General features: G+C 40.7%; 17 protein-coding genes and 1 tRNA gene. 6 read left to right on the forward strand and 12 right to left on the reverse strand.

Annotated elements, in window-relative coordinates; all coding sequences use genetic code 11:
* The first annotated feature begins 43 nt into the window (after positions 1-43).
* The 3 genes from serC (at position 44) to AC0L46_RS04485 (ending at position 3537) form a co-directional block, all read left to right on the forward strand.
* Entirely contained in the window at positions 44-1222 is a 1179-nt protein-coding gene (serC, locus tag AC0L46_RS04475; protein ID WP_473506097.1) for a 3-phosphoserine/phosphohydroxythreonine transaminase, read from the forward strand.
* 411 nt (positions 1223-1633) lie between these two features.
* Positions 1634-2197 (forward strand): TRAP transporter small permease, encoded by a 564-nt coding sequence (locus tag AC0L46_RS04480; protein WP_473506099.1) that lies wholly within the window; start codon positions 1634-1636, stop codon positions 2195-2197.
* Positions 2194-3537 (forward strand): TRAP transporter large permease, encoded by a 1344-nt coding sequence (locus AC0L46_RS04485; RefSeq protein WP_414682618.1) that lies wholly within the window; start codon positions 2194-2196, stop codon positions 3535-3537. The genes AC0L46_RS04480 and AC0L46_RS04485 overlap by 4 nt, the downstream gene beginning before the upstream one ends.
* 99 nt (positions 3538-3636) lie before the next feature.
* Here AC0L46_RS04485 and pdxR read toward each other — a convergent pair whose 3' ends face one another.
* The 4 genes from pdxR to uvrB all read right to left on the reverse strand — a co-directional run bounded on the left by pdxR (position 3637) and on the right by uvrB (position 7724).
* Complete coding sequence (gene pdxR / locus AC0L46_RS04490) at positions 3637-5109, reverse strand: MocR-like pyridoxine biosynthesis transcription factor PdxR (protein ID WP_473506102.1); 1473 nt, start codon at positions 5107-5109, stop codon at positions 3637-3639.
* A 219-nt stretch (positions 5110-5328) separates the two neighbouring features.
* Positions 5329-5405, reverse strand: a tRNA-Val gene (locus AC0L46_RS04495).
* An 83-nt stretch (positions 5406-5488) separates the two neighbouring features.
* A complete protein-coding gene (locus AC0L46_RS04500) occupies positions 5489-5677 on the reverse strand; it encodes a hypothetical protein (RefSeq protein WP_473506104.1) in 189 nt (62 codons plus the stop codon).
* A gap of 19 nt (positions 5678-5696) precedes the next feature.
* Positions 5697-7724: an excinuclease ABC subunit UvrB gene (uvrB, locus tag AC0L46_RS04505; RefSeq protein ID WP_473506106.1), complete on the reverse strand. Its 2028-nt coding sequence runs from the start codon at positions 7722-7724 to the stop codon at positions 5697-5699.
* A 200-nt stretch (positions 7725-7924) separates the two neighbouring features.
* Here uvrB and AC0L46_RS04510 point away from each other — a divergent pair, with 200 nt between their 5' ends.
* On the forward strand, positions 7925-9646 hold the full coding sequence (locus AC0L46_RS04510; protein WP_473506108.1) for a SulP family inorganic anion transporter: 1722 nt from the start codon (positions 7925-7927) through the stop codon (positions 9644-9646).
* A 35-nt stretch (positions 9647-9681) separates the two neighbouring features.
* Here the strand turns inward: AC0L46_RS04510 and AC0L46_RS04515 are convergent, their stop codons facing one another.
* The 5 genes from AC0L46_RS04515 to ihfB form a co-directional block, all read right to left on the reverse strand.
* Positions 9682-9990: a ComEA family DNA-binding protein gene (locus tag AC0L46_RS04515; protein WP_473506110.1), complete on the reverse strand. Its 309-nt coding sequence runs from the start codon at positions 9988-9990 to the stop codon at positions 9682-9684.
* 135 nt (positions 9991-10125) lie between these two features.
* Positions 10126-10833, reverse strand: coding sequence for an orotidine-5'-phosphate decarboxylase (gene pyrF / locus AC0L46_RS04520; protein WP_414682612.1), 708 nt, complete (start codon positions 10831-10833; stop codon positions 10126-10128).
* A gap of 43 nt (positions 10834-10876) precedes the next feature.
* Entirely contained in the window at positions 10877-12055 is a 1179-nt protein-coding gene (lapB, locus tag AC0L46_RS04525) for a lipopolysaccharide assembly protein LapB (protein ID WP_473506113.1), read from the reverse strand.
* A 5-nt stretch (positions 12056-12060) separates the two neighbouring features.
* Positions 12061-12384, reverse strand: coding sequence for a LapA family protein (locus AC0L46_RS04530; protein WP_473506115.1), 324 nt, complete (start codon positions 12382-12384; stop codon positions 12061-12063).
* 74 nt (positions 12385-12458) lie between these two features.
* On the reverse strand, positions 12459-12764 hold the full coding sequence (gene ihfB / locus AC0L46_RS04535; protein ID WP_414682609.1) for an integration host factor subunit beta: 306 nt from the start codon (positions 12762-12764) through the stop codon (positions 12459-12461).
* A gap of 209 nt (positions 12765-12973) precedes the next feature.
* Between ihfB and ppa the strand changes: the two genes are divergently transcribed.
* Positions 12974-13504, forward strand: coding sequence for an inorganic diphosphatase (gene ppa / locus AC0L46_RS04540; RefSeq protein WP_473506117.1), 531 nt, complete (start codon positions 12974-12976; stop codon positions 13502-13504).
* Positions 13505-13604: 100 nt separating this feature from the next.
* On the opposite strand, the gene trxB is transcribed toward ppa, so the two are convergent.
* Together trxB and AC0L46_RS04550 are read right to left on the reverse strand one after the other, a co-directional pair.
* Complete coding sequence (gene trxB / locus AC0L46_RS04545; RefSeq protein WP_414682608.1) at positions 13605-14558, reverse strand: thioredoxin-disulfide reductase; 954 nt, start codon at positions 14556-14558, stop codon at positions 13605-13607.
* Between the two features lie 126 nt (positions 14559-14684).
* Positions 14685-15437 carry a HesA/MoeB/ThiF family protein gene (locus AC0L46_RS04550; protein WP_473506119.1) on the reverse strand — a complete coding sequence of 251 codons (753 nt, stop codon included), beginning with the start codon at positions 15435-15437 and terminating at the stop codon, positions 14685-14687.
* Between the two features lie 96 nt (positions 15438-15533).
* On the opposite strand from AC0L46_RS04550, the gene AC0L46_RS04555 reads away from it, so the two are divergent.
* Positions 15534-16832, forward strand: a complete 1299-nt coding sequence (locus AC0L46_RS04555; RefSeq protein WP_473506121.1) for an inosine/guanosine kinase — start codon at positions 15534-15536, stop codon at positions 16830-16832.
* A gap of 103 nt (positions 16833-16935) precedes the next feature.
* On the opposite strand, the gene AC0L46_RS04560 is transcribed toward AC0L46_RS04555, so the two are convergent.
* Positions 16936-17445: a chemotaxis protein CheW gene (locus AC0L46_RS04560; protein ID WP_317004763.1), complete on the reverse strand. Its 510-nt coding sequence runs from the start codon at positions 17443-17445 to the stop codon at positions 16936-16938.
* Positions 17446-17476: the final 31 nt, after the last annotated feature.

The raw sequence follows: 17476 nt of genomic DNA on the forward strand, positions 1-17476 counted from the left end.
TATTTCTGCCATTTAATATTTTTGTTTGAAAGGATAAATACGAATGAAAGACACTTCTCATCCAGCTCTTATTGGTTCACTAAGCTCAACTGCACCTTCTGAAGAAGTGATCAACTTTAGCCCTGGTCCAACATCTTTACCTAAAGCGGTAGAGAAAAAAATCGCAGAAATTTTCCAAAAACCTGGCTTAACCTCTTTAGCTTTGTCACATCGTACGCCTGAATTCCAAGCTATTCTTGATCACGCCATTAACACCACTCGACGTGTTATGGAAATTCCTGATGAGTATGAAATCCTATTTACTCACGGTGGCGGACACGGTCAATTCGCGGCACTTCCATTAAACCTGTGCCGCAATTTAACAGACAAAGCAAGCTACGTCGTGAACGGCACTTGGTCAGAAAGAGCCAAAAACGAGGGCGATAAATTTTGCTCTGTTCAAGTTATTGATGGAAAAGACCCTGAAAGTGGTCTCTACACTCACTTCCCAGAGTTTACCGAAGACAATATTCATCCTGATAGTAAATACGTTTATTTATGCTCAAACGAAACGGTTAATGGGATTGAACTACACCGCTTACCAACGCTCCCTGAGTCACGAAAGCACATACCTTTAATCGTTGATGCAAGTTCAGATTTTTCAACGAAACCAATTGATTGGGTAGAAGCAGGTGTAGGTATTTTATTTGCGTGTGCATCTAAAAACATTGGTCACCCAGGACTAACCATCACAATTATTCGCAAAGACCTATTGGGTGATGACAAAGCCTCCGATCTTTGCCCTGGCGTATTCAACTACACAACCAACGCTAAAGCTGGAAATCTATGGAACACACCAGCAACGTTTAATATTGAAGTCGTTGGCATACTAATGGATTGGCTAGAAAAAGAAGGCGGCGTTCATGAAAACGAACAGCGCTCTATCAAAAAAGCTCAGCTACTCTATGACGCCATAGATCAATCCAACAATTTCTACAGCACTCCAGTCAAAAACAAATCATTAAGAAGCCGAATGAACGTCCCATTTAACATAAAAGGCGGCGATCAGAAATTAACCGAAAAATTTCTAATAGAAAGTTGGGATTTAGGGATTGTCGGCTTAAGAACATTAACTCCATTTGGTGTTGGGGATTATTTAAGAGCCAGTCTATATAATGGAATAACCATAAAAGACACAGAAAAACTTTCTGAATTTATGATTAAATTCCAAAAAGAAAACTAAATAAAACACAACAAAAAACCAAACAAAAAATAGAAACACCCTGAAATATAATAAATATATTTCGGGGTATTTCTATTTCAACACAAAAACAACGCACCAAAACAAAACAAAAAATCAAAAGCAAAAACACATTAAAAACAAATACTTAAAAACACATATCGCACAACAAGAGTGCATAAAAACACGAGAAGCACCAAAACAGACCAACAAAAACTTCAAGTAAAACCAGAAAAATTTAATTCGAAAAACTAAAACCTTTTAAAAACAAACAGATCAAAAATAAAAAATAAAAATCAGAAAAAACAAACAAGATGGCATATTAAATGCTTATATAAAACAAGACATTTTTTGTCTTCTCTCACATTTATATTAAAAATATTGTTCTCTATTAAAGGAAACAAGATAAGCCCCATGAAATTACTATCAAAGATCGTTAATAACCTGGAAAGCTACCTTTGTAGAGCCTTGTTGTCCGCATTTGTAATGCTTCTTTTTGCTCAAATCATCTCCCGCGAGGTATTTGGCTACTCCATTACTTGGAGTGAAGAATTGTCTGTTTACATGTTCGTTTGGTTCGTTTTTCTTGGCTCTAGCTATGCAGCCAAATTAGCAGCACACAACCGCGTTACATTCCAATACAAATGGCTCCCTCACAAACTAAAGGTGGCTTGTGAGCTACTGTCGGATTTGGCTTGGATTGGATTTAACTGCTACTTCATCATCATCAGTTATGACTTCGTGTTTAACCGTATGAATTTATTTTGGAAGTCACAAACTCTTGGCATTCCAATGAAGTACATCTATCTCATTCTCCCTATTGCCTTTACCTTAATGACAATACGCATCCTTCAAGTAAATTATTTGAAGTTTGTGAAAGGCATAGACACTGTTGACCCTGAAGCCAAAGAAGTGAACGAACTTATGCAGGAAACTGAAGAAACTGGACAAGAAGCAAACAAGGAGAAGGGACTATGAGTGAATCCTCCATTGTTTTAACCCTATTTGGCTCCTTTCTATTATTACTCGTGTTAGGCGCCCCTGTTATGGCTTCACTTGGTGTTGCCGCACTCGTCTCCTTTTTATACTTAGACGAGAACCCAATTAAGCTAGTACAAATTGCCTTTAACTCAGTTGGCTCATTCCCTTTGATGGCCCTGCCTGCCTTTATTTTAGCGGGTGCTCTTATGGAAGCGTCAGGCATATCAAAACGCTTAGTAAATCTAGCTGAAAGCTTTGCAGGCCCCGTCACTGGCGGTATGTCAGCCGCTGCGATTTTGGCCTGTATGTTTTTTGGTGCTATTTCTGGCTCAGGTCCAGCGACAACCGCCGCTGTTGGCATGTTGATGATTCCAGCTATGGTGAAACGAGGTTACGACAAAGGCTACGCCTCTGCTGTTACAGCCTCTTCCGGCGGCTTAGGTATTGTTATTCCTCCTTCTATTCCTATGGTTATTTTTGGCATTTCAGCGCTAGGCATGACAGTTCCATTAGACGCGATTGCAAAGCATGGTGAATTCCAAAGTATCTCTATTCCGAAACTCTTCATTGCTGGCTTTTTGCCCGGCGTTGTTATGGCCGTGAGTTTAATGACTTTAAACTACATCCAATGTCGTCGTTATGGCTATAAAGGAACAGGAGAAGGTTGGTCTGTTGATCAAATACGCAAAGCCATTCGCTCAGGAGTATGGTCAATACTCGCTCCTCTCGTCATTCTTGGTGGTATTTATTCAGGATTATTCACACCAACAGAGTCTGCGATTGTTGCGATTTTCTATACGCTTTTCATCGGAATTTTCGTACACAAAGAACTTAAATGGAAAGATCTAGCACACTGCTTAGAAACCACCACATGGATTTCTGGCCGCGTCCTGCTAATTCTGTTTACAGCAACGGCCTTTGGTCGAATCTTAGTAGAGAATCAAATTCCCGCTATCATTGCAGACTCAATGCTGAGCGTGACAGATAACCTCTATCTTATTTGGTTGCTACTCATTGGATTCTTGCTGTTTGTTGGTATGTTTATGGAAACTCTAGCGGCCATCATGATATTGACACCTGTGTTACTACCAGTCACTTACACCCTCGGTATTGACCCAGTACACTTCGGTATTGTTATGGTCTGTAGCTTATCAATTGGCTTCTCTACGCCACCATTGGGTGAGAACCTATTTGTCGCATCTGGTATATCCAAAACGCCATTAGAAGAAGTAACAGCAAAAGCCTTACCATTCGCCCTAATGTCCACTATTGCTGTTATATTAGTGGCTTACATTCCAGCCATATCACTTACTTTACCTAGACTGCTAGGTTATTAATCCCATTAAAAAAGCCAACGCTATCTACTTGAAGATAGCGATGGCTTTTTGTTATTTGCGTCTCTATTTGAGTATTTCAGAAAGACTTACGCCTTCCAATCACTTACCAAACTGATCAATAACCTTGCTTAGCGCCTTAATGCCCGGCTCAATTTTGTTCATATCAATAGCAGAAAAACCTAAACGAAATAAATGCGAAGGCGGATTTGGAGTGGAAAAATGCACCGCTCCTGGTTCGATCAATATGCTATTTTTGGCGGCTTCTTGAGACAACTCTTCTGTACAAACATTCTCATTTGCAGTCAACCAGAAAGACGTCACACCTTTTCTTGAATGATCACCTGCAAAAGACTCTGGCAGGTACTTATCAATTGACTCAATCATCACGCTTTCTTTTTTAGAATAAATGACACGTAATTTTTTCAAATAAGCATCGTAATGCCCCAAAGATAAAAACAAAGCTAAATAGCGCTGATTATTCATTGGCGGATGACGATACATTAGTTTTCTTAATGAGCGCACTTCTTTGATAAGTTGCTCATCTGCCACCATGTAACCCATTCTAAGACCTGGAGAAATAGACTTCGACATACTACCGATATAGATTACACGGTTGCTTTTATCTAGCGCTTTCAAGGAAGGTAAAGGGTTTTCTCTTGTGCTGATTTCTGAATCGTAATCATCTTCAATGATAATAAAGTCATTTTCATCTGCCATCTTCAGTAGAGCATGTCTGCGCTCTTCAATCAGCTCAGCTCCCGTTGGCACCTGACTACTTGGCGTAATATATAAGTAATCACTTTTCTTTAAATTATCATCAACCAGAATGCCAGATGAGTCCACCGGCTGATAACCTATATTGCTATCAAACAATGAGAAAATATTTACCGCATCTCTGAAACCTGGGTCTTCAATCGTCACATTCGATCTATTATTACAGAGTAAATTCGCCAATAAATACAAAGAGTTCTGTGTACCCAGCGTAAATAAAATCTCCTGGGGTTCCGCGTATATACCTCGTCTAGGAAGGATTCGAGTACGTATTTGATCAATCAACATAGGATCATCAGAATCAACCATGTCGTTGATCCAATATTTATTCCAATGTCCACTCATACTTTTTCTGACTGAATCTCTCCAAAGATCGATTGGAAACACGTCTTTTTGAATCTGTCCGTAGATGAATGGATACTCAAAATCCTGCCAATTGCTTGGCTTAACTATGTTTCTTTTATTGCTTGATTGACGAATAAAACGACTGGACCAGTCTGGTAGGAAAACAGAATCCTCTAAATTTTGAGATTCCAATACCTCTGGTTTTAAGAAGTTATCTGAGACGAAATAGCCCCTTCGAGATCGTGACTCAATATAGCCACTGTCGACCAGACTTTCATAGATTAAAATAATGGTATTTCTTGAAACGCCCAGCATCTGAGACAGATTACGAGATGATGGCAATGGATCATTAGAAGAAAGCTTTCCACTAAGGATGAGATTCACCAGATATTCTCGAATCTGTTCCTGTAGAGTTCTACCTGAATCGAATTCAATATGAAAAATATGTTCGTTCAATTTTCTTCAACTTCAGCGAAATAAAATACATTTTAGCATACTTAAGGGCATATTTCCTGACTTGTTTAACGAAGTTAACCAGTAAATTTAAACTTAAAAAGCAGGAAAAATCTTTTGATTTTCATTTCCGCATGCATATCAGATTTAAAAAAGAAAAGGAGAATTAGGCACAAAAAAGCCGAACACTGGGTTCGGCTTTTTTGTATTTTGTAAAAAGAATGGTAGGACTAAGCAGATTCGAACTGCTGACCTCATCCATGTCAAGGATGCGCTCTAACCAACTGAGCTATAGTCCTAAAAAAGTGTTGGCTATTATACGCAGAGGGTTAGTTTTGACAAGCCCTCAATAGTACTTTTTGACACCTTTGTTTCAAATAGATTACTCATTGGTTGGGATGAGTAATTCATGCCCTATTACTTCGTCAATCAGGTCATAAGGCACCTTGTATTTTTTTCCTTTGAATTTCACAAGCACATGGTCGTAGCACATTTCGATAACAGTGCAATTCACAATAACACCGTTGTCGATGACTCGGACTATGTTGTAATTTCTTAAAGTAATTGCCATGCCTACTTCCTAAACTCGTTTATGATTCGCCTACATCTTTTAGCTTTTTCTGAAGCTGACGTATTTGGTCTCGATAACCTGCTGCCAACTCAAACTTAAGCTCTTCCGATGCCAACATCATTTCTTTCTGCAGTTGAACCATAGCTTTACGAACTTGAGCCACGTCTTCCATGCTTTCCACTTGGTAATCTTTCGCGGTTTCAGCCACTTTCTTAGTTTTATTACCACGCTTACCCGCTCCAGGGTTGTAAGCCCCTTCCATGATGTCTTCAACCGATTTAGTGATACCTTTAGGTGTAATACCATGTTCTTTGTTATGCGCGATTTGTTTTTCTCGACGACGATCTGTTTCGCTTATCGCACGTTCCATGGAACCTGTTATGCGATCAGCGTAAAGAATGGCTTTACCATTTACGTTACGAGCAGCACGACCGATTGTCTGAATCAACGACTTTTCAGAGCGCAAGAAACCTTCTTTATCCGCATCTAAAATAGCAACAAGACTCACTTCTGGAATATCCAAACCTTCCCGCAGCAAGTTGATCCCCACCAACACATCAAACTCGCCCAAACGAAGGTCTCGGATGATTTCAACCCGTTCAACCGTGTCGATATCTGAATGTAAATAGCGAACTCGGATTCCATGCTCGTTCAGGTAGTCACTTAAGTCTTCTGCCATACGCTTGGTTAAAGTAGTGACCAAAACGCGTTCACCTACTGGCAATCTAAGGTTAATTTCAGACAGTAAATCATCGACTTGCGTTGCGACAGGTCGAACTTCTAGAATAGGATCAGTCAATCCTGTCGGTCTAACAATTTGCTCTACAACCCAGTCTTGATGCTCTTCTTCGTACTTTCCAGGTGTCGCTGATACAAAAATAGTTTGCGGTTTAATTTGCTCCCACTCTTCAAATCGCATTGGTCGATTATCTAGCGCAGAAGGCAAGCGAAAGCCATATTCCACAAGGTTTTCTTTACGCGATCGGTCACCCTTGTACATGGCACCAATCTGCGAAACGGTCACATGGGATTCATCGATGACTAACAGTGCATTCGGGGGCAAATAATCAAATAGCGTTGGCGGTGGTGCCCCTTCTTCTCGGCCAGACAAATAACGAGAGTAGTTCTCTATTCCAGAGCAATACCCTAACTCTTGCATCATCTCTAAATCGTAGCGAGTACGTTGCTCAAGACGTTGTAATTCAACCAATTTGTTTAACGATTTTAACTGTTCTAAACGCTCATCTAACTCAACTTTAATGCGTTCTATAGCACCCTCTACTGTTTCTCTTGGTGTCACGTAGTGGGTTTTCGGATATATCGTTAAACGAGGGACTTTGCGAATTGTCTTATTGGTAAGCGGGTCAATCATCGATAGATTTTCGATTTCATCGTCAAACAATTCGATGCGAACCGCTATGTCTTCAGAGTCAGCAGGAAAAACTTCAATCACATCGCCTCGTACGCGAAAATTACCGCGCTCTAGCACCAAATCATTGCGGCTATATTGCAACTCAGCTAAGCGACGTAATATGTCTCTTTGATCAATGCGATCACCACGATCTAGGTGAAGCATCATTTTCAAATAGGATTGAGGATCACCCAAACCATAAATTGCCGAAACTGTCGCGACGATAATAACGTCTTCTCGTTCAAGTAAAGCTTTCGTAGCAGACAAGCGCATTTGCTCTATGTGTTCATTTACCGACGCGTCTTTTTCAATAAAAGTATCGGAAGCGGCAACATAGGCTTCAGGCTGGTAATAGTCATAATAGGAAACAAAATACTCCACTGCGTTGTGTGGAAAGAATTCCTTGAACTCTCCATAAAGCTGAGCTGCCAAGGTCTTATTATGAGCCATAACAATGGTTGGGCGTTTTACCTGAGAAATCACATTGGCGACGGTGTAAGTTTTACCAGAGCCCGTTACACCTAATAAGGTTTGATGAGCTAAACCGGCTTCGACACCTTGAACCAACTTTTCTATGGCTTTTGGCTGATCGCCTGCGGGAGAGTATGGTGAGACAACTTGAAACTCTTGCGACACGGATTTTTCCTAAGCTTTAAATTGACTTCACAGAATAGCAAATCTTACAACGTGCGTCTGACTTTTAAGCAAGATTCGTAAAGAATAAAAATTCAACTTTACCTGATCCGCCCTTCTATATACCATAACGATCTAAGTTTATAACAAATATAAAATATGGTCGGCGTTGACTCGCTCATCTTCAACATAGCGTAGACACAATGAAACTAAACAAGCTTCTTCCAGCCCTTGATTGGCTTAAAACCTACAGCAAAACTGATTTCCAGCAAGATACTGTCTCAAGTATCGTTTTTACAATTATGGTGATACCGCAAAGTTTAGCTTATGCCATGCTGGCTGGATTACCTGCTGTTACTGGTTTATACGCCAGTATTTTGCCTTCTATCTTATATTCTCTATTTGGCACAAGCCGAATATTAGCCGTTGGCCCAGTGGCACTAACATCCGTTATGACGGCATCTGTCATAATGCCTTTTGCCGTATCAGGCACGGAACAATACGCCACAGTCGCTATTTTATTAGCTTTATTATCTGGTGTATTTTTACTGGTTTTAAGTCTGTTGCGGCTAGGCTTCTTAACTAACTTATTAAGCCATCCGGTTATTTCAGGCTTTATTAGCGCATCCGCACTTCTCATTGTCATTGGGCAAATTAAGTATTTACTTGGTATTCAATCAGAAGGTGACACACTCATCCCTTTGGCCACCAGCTTATTTGCTCATATTACAGATATAAACATGCCAACGTTTATATTAAGTGTCGTCTCTATTTCGGCGCTATTATTTGTAAGACGCAATTTCGCTCGTTTTTTAAAATACATTGGATGTTCCGCAAAGACCGTTCAACTATTTGGTAAATCAGGCCCTGTCATTATCGTTGCTATCGCCACTGTAAGCGTCGCAGTTCTGTCTCTAGATCAACATGGTGTGAGCATCGTGGGTGCTGTTCCTAGTGAAATACCTAGCATTAACCCAGAATTAATTGACCTAGATATGATATGGCAGCTTTTGCCAGGGGCATTTTTAATCACCATTGTAGGCTTTATCGGGTCCGTTTCTGTTGCCCAATCTTTTGCCGCAAAACGTCGTCAGGATATTAATCCAAACCAAGAATTAGTTGGGCTTGGACTGGCTAATATCGGCTCTGCTTTATCGGGTGCTTTTCCGGTTACTGGCGGCTTCTCACGTACTGTTCTCAATGCCGATTGTGGGGCTAAAAACCCAATGACGGGCATTTTGTCTGCTGTTTTCATTTTGTTAATTTTGCTGTTCTTAACACCATTATTTTTCTATTTGCCTAAGGCTATTTTGGCGGCCATCATTTCTATTTCCATGATGCAATTGGTGAACTTAGAAGACTTACGGTACTTGTGGCGTTTTTCTCGTAAGGAAGCCATTTTATTATTGGTGACCTTCTTCATTGTACTAATAGATGGAATGCAGTCTGGCTTAATTGTCGGTGTTATTTTGTCTCTATTGTTTTTCCTGTGGCATACCAGCCACCCACATATTGCCATTGTTGGACGACTTCCAGGGACAGAGCATTTTAGAAATGTTCAGCGCTTCTCTGTAGAGACTCACCCAAGCATTCTCACAGTTCGCATTGACGAAAACTTATTTTTCGCCAACGCAAGATCTCTTGAAGAAAGGCTGCAAGGACTTGTGTCTCAAAATGAAGAAATCAAACACCTTGTATTAATGTGCACAGCCATCAATATGATCGATGCCAGCGCCCTACAAAGTTTAGAAAAAATTGCTGATCGCTTAAATGACGCTGGAGTGAAGCTTCACTTATCAGAAGTGAAAGGCCCAGTTATAGACAAGCTCGAAGGCTCAGACTTAATCAAAAATCTCAGCGGCAAAGTCTTTATTACTCAGCACCAAGCCATAAAAGAATTGGAAGAAAAACAAGCTAATACTTAAATTAGCTTGTTTATCAGTCTTATAAAAAGCAAAGATTATTCTGAGCTCTTTCCATTTCCTATCTGCAACAACGCTTTATTACGTTCTAGTAAAGCGTTGCCAATTCCCTTCACATTGGACAACTCTTCAATAGAATTAAAGTCGCCATTAGCTTCTCGATAAGCCACAATGGCTTCTGCTTTTTTCTCGCCAACACCCGACATAACAGCCGCCAGCTGTGCCGCTGTAGCGGTATTTATGTCTAAAGGCGTCGCAGCAAAAAGAGAAAAAGGCGTCAGAGCCAGAGAAAACACAAGAAGGGAACGGGAAATACCTACGCGGAGCATACGTGTTAGATTCATCATAAATTCCTTTTCAGATTCGTCTTTCAAAAGATGGCATCTTGCCAATAAAAAACCACTTAGTCTTTTTCATAAAAAGCGCTAAGTGGTTTCAGAGTAGAATCTTTTTTCTAAGACATCAATAGTCAATGAAAATATTTACAGCACGATACCTAAGTCAGAATTGGCTTGTGTCAAAACTGCAATTGGGTCTGCTGCTTGAGTGATAGGACGCCCCATAACAAGATAATGACTACCAGCAGCCATTGCTTCAGCGGGTGTCATAATACGCTTCTGATCCCCTTGATCAGAGCCAGTTGGGCGAATTCCCGGCGTCACTAAGACAAAGTCTTTACCAAGATCAGTAGAAAGCATGCTCGACTCCTGAGCAGAACAAACTACACCGTCCATACCAGATGATTTAGCTAAAGTAGCCAAACGCTTCACATGTTGCTCCGGCGTTCCATCAATACCAATTTCCATAAGATCAGATTGATCCATGCTAGTCAGGACAGTAACGGCAATCAATAACGTGTTCTGATCTGGTAATTGTTGCAATGCATTCGCAGACGCTTCCATCATACGACGACCACCAGAAGCATGAACATTGACCATCCAAACCCCCGCTTTAGCAGCAACGCTAACAGCATTCGCAACTGTGTTTGGAATATCGTGGAATTTTAAATCAAGGAAAATATCAAAGCCCAATTTATGAAGCTCATCTAAGATCACAGGTCCCGCTGTAGTAAATAACTCTTTACCTACTTTCACTCGGCACTGATTAGGGTCAAGTCGTTTTGCCATTTCAATAGATTGCGCCATAGTTGGAAAATCTAAGGCTACGACTATAGGTGATTGACAGCTCATTCAGTGTCCTCTTTTTAATGTTTTAATTAATCTGTACAAGAAATTACTCGCCTTCTAGGCCGTGGATAGGTTTCACCGTTCCCCAGCTTTTACAGCTTGGACATTGCCAGTGAAGTTGGTGCCCGGGGAAACCACATTGACGGCACTGGTATTTATGTTTTGCTTGAATAAGCTGATCGATCAACTCGAAAAGTACAACCAAATGTTGTTGGTTATAACCTTGTGAATCGGCTAATTGCAGATTGATCAGCTCTTTAAACCCTTTAATTGTTGGATGCGCTCTAAGCTGTTCCACCAAAAACATTTCAGCGTAGTCTTTGTCTGTTTCCATATAATGCTGAACCAGCGCCATAATTAGTGCTGTTGTTGGTCGTTTTTGATTTTGTTCTTGCAGGAATTTTATATAGCCACTGCCGCCCCAAATATTTTGATAACACTCTTTTAACTTGGGAATAATCAATGACATAAACTCTGGATCTTGTTCCGCCGCATGCTTTAGCTCTTTAATCGCATCACGATAACGACGCTGACTATTTAATACATCAGCAGCGCCAATGCTGGCACGGACACAAGTAGAGTCCACTTCTAACGCCCATTTGTAATGCTGGAAAGCCGTTTTCCATTGCTCTTTATTTTGCTGCTCTTGCGCTAGCTCACAGTGAAAGTGCGCTAATCGTTTAATTTCTTTTTTGATTGGCGTTTCTTTGATTAATTCGGTGCCTATTTGAATGGCTTTATCCCAACTTTGCTCGAACTCATAAAGATCCACTAACAAAGTCAAAATCTTTGAGTGAAACTCGCTTTTTCGAGATGTCGAAGCCATGTTGAGAAGCAGGCGCCCTGCTCGGTCCAACAAACCAGCTGACATAAAATCGCTGGCCAATTCTAATTGCACCATACGCATTTCACGCGGAGAGATTTCAGGACGAGCAAGAAGGCTTTGATGAATATGAATGGCTTTTTGGATTTCACCTTTTTTACGGAACAAATTCCCTAAGGTGAGATGAATATCAAAGGTATCTGAATTAACTTCTAATGAATCAACAAAAGCATCTATCGCTTCTGAATGCTGATCATTCAATAAATGATTAAGACCACGAAAGTAGTCGGTAGGAATATTTTGACTGACCTGCTTAGTTTTTTTCGCAGAGTTCTTACGCCCCATTGACCAACCAACGAAAAGGGCAATGAAGAGAACCAAAAACAACCCAATTTCGGTCAACTCAATCACCTCTTCTCAACAGACAGCTCTTTGGTGATAGAGGCCTTATGCAGAGCATCAATTTCTTGACGCGCTTTTTCATATCTTCGAGTTAATACCTTAATCTCTCGTTCACTGCGTAAGTAGTTCACCGAGCTGGCCAGTAGTGCCACGCAGGCGCCAAACATGAAAGATAAAATAACGTACAGAGCCACGCTCAGCTCTGGTGCTTTCCAAAACACAAGATCAAGACTAATAAGTTGCGGATTACGGATGGCAAAAAACATTCCTACGACGAGGAAGAAGACAACAAAAATGATGTAGATAACTCTTTTCAGCCATTTAAGCATAAAACCACCTACCAAAAATATAATGGCTACATTATGCCGTGATAGCTCAAAAATTTCGAGAGATTAGAAGTAAATTAGTTAAGTTCGTTCATCTCGTCATCAGATGAATTAACCAATTCTCTTAATTCTTTCCCTGGTTTGAAATGAGGAACATATTTCGCGTTCAACTCTACAGACTCGCCAGTTTTAGGATTTCGACCTATTCTAGGAGCGCGATAATGAAGAGAAAAACTACCGAAACCTCGTATTTCGATGCGTTCACCATTCGCCAAAGAATCGGACATATGCTCTAGCATCGCCTTAATAGATTGCTCTACATCCTTTACAGGCAAATGAGATTGCTGATCTATTAGCAGCTCTATCAGCTCAGATTTTGTCATTACTGTCCTCGCGACTATATTTTGATCACACTGTAAGACTAGCTAAATTCAGAAAGAAAGCAATAACTTAACACGTTTAAGCTGCATTTTTTACGTATTTTCTTAACTAAGAATAGCGAATATCATAAAAGGAAGCCTTCCATAACTAGCATAGAAGCAATCTAGCTTTTATAATAGCGCCCATATTTACCACATTGGAAGAAATAATAATGAGCTATAGTAAAATTCCAGCGGGCAAAGATGCTCCAAATGACATCAACGTAATCATCGAAATCCCAGCACAAGCAAACCCTGTCAAATATGAAATTGATAAAGATATGGACGCGCTTATTGTTGACCGCTTTATGACAGCACCAATGTTTTACCCAGCTAACTATGGCTATGTAAACAACACATTAGCTGATGACGGCGACCCAGTTGACGTATTGGTTATCACACCTCATCCAGTTGTTGCTGGTTCTGTTGTTCGTTGCCGTCCTGTTGGCGTATTGAATATGTCAGACGAAGCTGGTATGGACGCAAAATTAGTTGCCGTTCCTCATGAAAAGCTAAGTAAAGAATACGGCCACATTCAAGATGTGAACGACATTCCTCAATTACTACGTGACCAAATCGAGCATTTCTTCGAGAACTACAAAACGCTTGAAAAAGGTAAGTGGGTAAAAGTTGACGGTTGGGCAAGTGCTGACGAAGCACGCAAAGCCATCGTTGAAGGTATCGAAGCTTACAACGCTCAATAAAATAACAGATCATTTTCTTGTTATTTGAAAACATAAAAAAACCGATCTTATGATCGGTTTTTTTATGTCTCATTTCAGTTTCTCGATTTACATCGAAAACTTACTCCAAAGAATCCAAGAAACGCTCAGCGTCTAACGCAGCCATACAACCCGTTCCAGCTGATGTAATAGCTTGACGATAAATATGATCGCTCACATCACCTGCAGCAAAAACCCCTTTCACACTGGTTTGAGTCGCATTACCTTCAGAACCAGACTGAACTTTTAAGTAACCATCTTTCATTTCCAATTGACCTTGGAAAATGTCTGTATTCGGCTTATGACCAATGGCAACAAAAACACCAGCAAGTGAAATTTCTTTCTTCTCGCCTGTTTCATTATTTTTAATACGAATACCTGTCACACCAGATGCATCACCAAGCACTTCATCTAACTCGGAGTGCCATTCGATCTTCACATTACCGTTTTTCGCTTTTTCTAACAATTTATCCGACAAGATCTTCTCTGAACGGAATTTGTCGCGACGGTGAATTACTGTCACTGTTTTAGCAATGTTAGACAAATAAAGCGCTTCTTCAACCGCTGTGTTACCACCACCGATAACCGCAACATCTTGGTTACGGTAGAAGAAACCATCACAAGTAGCACAAGCAGAAACACCTTGTCCCATAAAGTTCGCTTCACTTTCTAGACCAAGGTATTGAGCACTTGCACCTGTTGAGATAATCAAAGAATCACAAGTATAAACACCCGCATCACCTTCTAAGCGAAACGGTCTGTTTTCTAAATCTACTTTGTTGATATGATCAAAAACGATTTCTGTCTCAAAACGTTCAGCGTGTTTACGCATACGATCCATCAACTCAGGACCTTGTACACCTTGGTCATCTCCAGGCCAGTTATCAACGTCTGTTGTTGTCGTCAACTGACCACCTTGTTGCATACCTGTAATCATCACCGGATTAAGGTTGGCGCGTGCTGCATAAACCGCTGCTGTATAACCTGCCGGGCCAGAACCTAAAATCATTAATTTAGCGTGTTTAACATCGCTCATGTTATTACTCCTGAAAATGAGTGTGCGGCATCAACTATTATGTACCGCTTAAAAATTTGTATGAATTCTAATGAAAATCTGATGACATTCTTAGCAAAAATTATTAATTACTAACATAGGGGCTTTCTATGGCTTTTCAACCGAACAAGCCAAGCATTTTGGGTTTCTTGTAAGACGCATCTCGCGCCAACTCCCTTCAAAACCATCAAATAACTTTAATACGCCATGTTTCACTTCGCCGCATTTGCTGACTACCTTCAACGCTTCCAAAGCTTGAAAAACGCCTAACATACCAACGACTGGCGCTACTATACCACTTTCATTACAACTCAATTGTTGATCTGATAAGGAAGGATAAAGACATTCATAGCAAAGGAAGGATTGCTGGTGATACAAAAAGCTCACCAACTGCCCTTCCCAACGAATGGCGGCGGCACTTACTAAAGGCTTTTTATGCTGCAAACAAGCTCGATTAATCGCTTGCCTTGTCGTGAAATTATCGGTGCAATCTAATACAACATCAGCCTTCATGACTTCGTTAGATAAGGCTTCTCCTGATAGCTTCTGATCTATCGTACGTATTTTCGCCGCCGAGTTTTTCTTTAGTATCTGCTCTTTTGCTGCGACGACTTTATTCAGCCCTATCTGACTTTCATCATAAAGCACTTGGCGTGGCAAGTTGCTGCTTTCTAACTGATCGCCATCTGCTAACACTAAGCTTCCAACGCCAGATGTCGCTAAATAAGTGGCCGCCACATTACCCAATCCACCTAATCCGATGATTAAAACGCTGGCCCCAGAAAGCGCTAACTGCCCTTCTACGTCAAAATTGGACAACAATAACTGTCGACTGTAACGATCTAGCTCTAATTCGTTCATGCGCACCTTACTTTATTTTTCTTCATTTCTGCCCGATCGTTCCATTCTTTGATAAACTCAACAAATTACCTATGACCACCGACCATGAGCATCTAAATGAAGTTTCCCGGCAAACGCAAACTTAAACATTATTTCCCAGTATCTCAACCAAAACCCATTTTACCTACTCACGAAGTAAAACCCGACAAAGATACTTATATTGTTGGTTTAGATGAAACCATTGTCGATGTGGTTGCTAATGTTACTGATCAATTTCTAGAAACCTTTAATATTCAAAAAGGTCTTTCGAATCTTGTTGATGCGGACACCGCTTCTGCGATTTATCGAGAGCTAACGAATCAAGGCTGTATTTCTGACCACTTTGCTGGCGGCACCATTGGTAACACAATCCATAACTACTCAGTGCTTGCTGATGATAAATCTGTTTTATTGGGCGTTATGTCAGCCAATATCACTCTAGGCTCACCAGCTTATCACTATATTTGTCACACCAGCAGCAAAGTTGATATGAACCACTTACAGGGCGTATCTGGCGACATTGGTCGTGGCATCACCTTGATTACCCCAGATGGCGAAAGAACCTTTGCAATCGCTCCAGGCGATATGGATGACTTGGACGAAGACCACATTCCAGAAAACATTATTGCAGGCAGTGCAGCACTTGTTACTTGTGCATATCCATTGCGACACCAAGGTAAGCCAATCAAGCAAGCCATGATTCAAGCATTAAAATATGCTCATAATCATCATGTGCCAACCGTGCTTACCCTAGGCACAAAGCATGTAGTGGACGAGCACAAAGAAGAACTGCTTGAACTTATCAAAAACTACGTCAACGTATTAGCGATGAATGAGCTGGAAGCAGAAGCACTCACAGGCTTTTCAGACCCACTTCAAGCCGCTGATGCCATACTAGATCATGTTGACATTGTGCTTCTGACAGCAGGACCTGATGGCATGTATTTATGCGGTCACACAGATGACGAACAAAAACGCGAAACAAGCAATCCCATAAAATCCGGCAGCTTAGCGGATTTCAATCGCTGGGAGTTTAGTCGCCCTATGCTACGAAATACTTGTAAGAAGCCAATTAAAGTCTTTTCTCACATTGACCCTTACATGGGCGGACCTGAGAAAATACGCAACACAAATGGCGCTGGAGACGGTGCTTTGTCTGCGTTGTTACATGACATTTCAGCAAATCACTTTCATAAGGAAACCATCCCGAATTCCAGCAAACACTCGGCACCATTTTTAACTTATTCATCCTTTGCTCAGATTTGTAAATACTCAAACCGAGTTAGCTACGAGATTCTGGTACAAAACGCATCACGCTTATCTCGCGGTTTACCAGAAAGGGAAGACAGCCTAGAAGAAGCCTATTGGGAAAAATAACGTCTTACGCACTAAGTCGTACAACTTTATTCAGAACATAAAAAAAACCATGCCGCGGCATGGTTTTTTTTATGTTTAAGATACTGAGTTCTTAAAACAAGTATTAAGACATTGCTTCAATACCAAGTGCTTCATTACGCTCAAACATACGATCAAGCTCAAGCAGAATAACCAACTCTTCTTCTTTCTGGTAAACACCTTGAATGAATTTCAAAGCTTCGTCATTACCAACACTTGGGCTTTGCTCAATCTCATTTTGGTACAGATAAAATACTTCTTGAACAGCATCAACAAGCAAACCAATTTGTTCGCCATCGTGTTCAATAATGATGATTCGAGTTTCATCTGTAATAGTACATTCTGGTAAGCTGAAACGAACACGCGTATCAACCACAGTAACGACATTACCACGTAAATTAACGATACCTAGCACATAAGAAGGCGCACCTGGCACAGGGGCAATTTCACTATAGCGAAGTACCTCTTTAATCTGCATGACGTTGATCCCGTAGGTCTCGTCAATCAGTTTAAACGTCAGATACTGTAACAACTCACCTTTTTGCGATTCTGCTAAGGCTTTCCCATTTTCTTTAATAGGCGCTAATTCAGACATGGCTCACATCCGTATTCAATTTGTTTAGAAT

The organism is Marinomonas sp. 15G6-16, from assembly GCF_055809555.1.

Excerpts from the sequence above, each read along its gene's own strand:
- serC (WP_473506097.1), top strand. The coding sequence starts at position 44 with ATGAAAGACACTTCTCATCCAGCTCTTATTGGTTCACTAAGCTCAACT.
- AC0L46_RS04480 (WP_473506099.1), top strand. The coding sequence starts at position 1,634 with ATGAAATTACTATCAAAGATCGTTAATAACCTGGAAAGCTACCTTTGT.
- AC0L46_RS04485 (WP_414682618.1), top strand. The coding sequence starts at position 2,194 with ATGAGTGAATCCTCCATTGTTTTAACCCTATTTGGCTCCTTTCTATTA.
- AC0L46_RS04500 (WP_473506104.1), bottom strand. The coding sequence starts at position 5,677 with ATGGCAATTACTTTAAGAAATTACAACATAGTCCGAGTCATCGACAAC.
- AC0L46_RS04510 (WP_473506108.1), top strand. The coding sequence starts at position 7,925 with ATGAAACTAAACAAGCTTCTTCCAGCCCTTGATTGGCTTAAAACCTAC.
- AC0L46_RS04515 (WP_473506110.1), bottom strand. The coding sequence starts at position 9,990 with ATGATGAATCTAACACGTATGCTCCGCGTAGGTATTTCCCGTTCCCTT.
- pyrF (WP_414682612.1), bottom strand. The coding sequence starts at position 10,833 with ATGAGCTGTCAATCACCTATAGTCGTAGCCTTAGATTTTCCAACTATG.
- AC0L46_RS04530 (WP_473506115.1), bottom strand. The coding sequence starts at position 12,384 with ATGCTTAAATGGCTGAAAAGAGTTATCTACATCATTTTTGTTGTCTTC.
- ihfB (WP_414682609.1), bottom strand. The coding sequence starts at position 12,764 with ATGACAAAATCTGAGCTGATAGAGCTGCTAATAGATCAGCAATCTCAT.
- ppa (WP_473506117.1), top strand. The coding sequence starts at position 12,974 with ATGAGCTATAGTAAAATTCCAGCGGGCAAAGATGCTCCAAATGACATC.
- trxB (WP_414682608.1), bottom strand. The coding sequence starts at position 14,558 with ATGAGCGATGTTAAACACGCTAAATTAATGATTTTAGGTTCTGGCCCG.
- AC0L46_RS04550 (WP_473506119.1), bottom strand. The coding sequence starts at position 15,437 with ATGAACGAATTAGAGCTAGATCGTTACAGTCGACAGTTATTGTTGTCC.
- AC0L46_RS04555 (WP_473506121.1), top strand. The coding sequence starts at position 15,534 with ATGAAGTTTCCCGGCAAACGCAAACTTAAACATTATTTCCCAGTATCT.
- AC0L46_RS04560 (WP_317004763.1), bottom strand. The coding sequence starts at position 17,445 with ATGTCTGAATTAGCGCCTATTAAAGAAAATGGGAAAGCCTTAGCAGAA.